The 1,175-nt window shown below is 65.3% G+C and carries 2 rRNA genes; both read left to right on the top strand.

From position 1 onward, the window contains the following. Positions 1 to 501, top strand: a 16S ribosomal RNA gene (locus tag INF29_RS14370); the annotation flags it as partial. A 382-nt stretch (positions 502 to 883) separates the two neighbouring features. Continuing rightward, a 23S ribosomal RNA gene (locus tag INF29_RS14365) occupies positions 884 to 1,175 on the top strand; the annotation flags it as partial.

Below are 1,175 nucleotides of genomic sequence, written 5' to 3'. Positions count from 1 at the left end.
ACAGGTGGTGCATGGCTGTCGTCAGCTCGTGTCGTGAGATGTTGGGTTAAGTCCCGCAACGAGCGCAACCCCCGCCGCATGTTGCCATCGGGTAGTGCCGGGCACCCATGCGGGACCGCCGGCGTCAAGCCGGAGGAGGGCGGGGACGACGTCAAGTCATCATGCCCCTTATGCCCTGGGCTGCACACGTGCTACAATGGCCGGTACAACGGGAGGCGAGCGCGCGAGCGCGAGCGGATCCCTCAAAGCCGGCCCCAGTTCGGATTGGGGGCTGCAACCCGCCCCCATGAAGTCGGAGTTGCTAGTAATCGCGGATCAGCATGCCGCGGTGAATGCGTTCCCGGGCCTTGTACACACCGCCCGTCACACCACCCGAGTCGTCTGCACCCGAAGCCGCCGGCCCAACCTTCCAGGGGGGAGGCGTCGAAGGTGTGGAGGGTGAGGGGGGTGAAGTCGTAACAAGGTAGCCGTACGGGAACGTGCGGCTGGATCACCTCCTTTCTAGGGAGACGAGCTTCCTGGAATCGGAAGACACACTTTCAGGCGAAGGACCCGCCCGGTCCTCCCGTCCGCCGCACCACCCGCGGTACCCGGTCCCCGGGGTATCCCCGCGTACCTTGAGAGCCGCATAGCGAGACGGGCCGGCAGGAGCCGGCCCGGGCCGCCCCCGACGAGGTCGGGGGCGGGACGAGCGAGATGGGAATCATCTCGAAAATCATCTAATCGATTCTGCGACACGTGACCACACGACAGGGTTCCCCTGTCCGAGGGAGCGGTCGACATCGAAACGACGATCGCGCCCGGGGCCGAAGCGCCCCGGGCGGTATGATTCTGCCCCGGCCCCCGCGTGGGGCCGGTAGATACGGAACGAGAACGCGACATATGAGAAGATATGCAGGGCGCACGGCGGATGCCTTGGCACGGGAAGCCGACGAAGGACGCGGCAAGCTGCGATAATCCGCGGTTAGGGGCACACACCCTTCGACCCGCGGGTCTCCGAATGGGCGAACCCGCCAGGAGAGGTCCTGGCATCCCCCTTGGGAACACATACCTTGGGGGAGGACAACCCGGGGAACTGAAACATCTAAGTACCCGGAGGAGAAGAAATCAACTGCGAGATCCCCCGAGTAGCGGCGAGCGAAAGGGGGCCTAGGCCAAACCGGCGAGGGAATACG

It is taken from the genome of Anaerotignum lactatifermentans (assembly GCF_014982935.1).
GTDB classification, from domain to species: domain Bacteria; phylum Bacillota; class Clostridia; order Lachnospirales; family Anaerotignaceae; genus Anaerotignum; species Anaerotignum lactatifermentans.
Note: the sequence above shows the minus strand (reverse complement) of the source record. Positions and strands in the feature narration are given on the sequence as shown.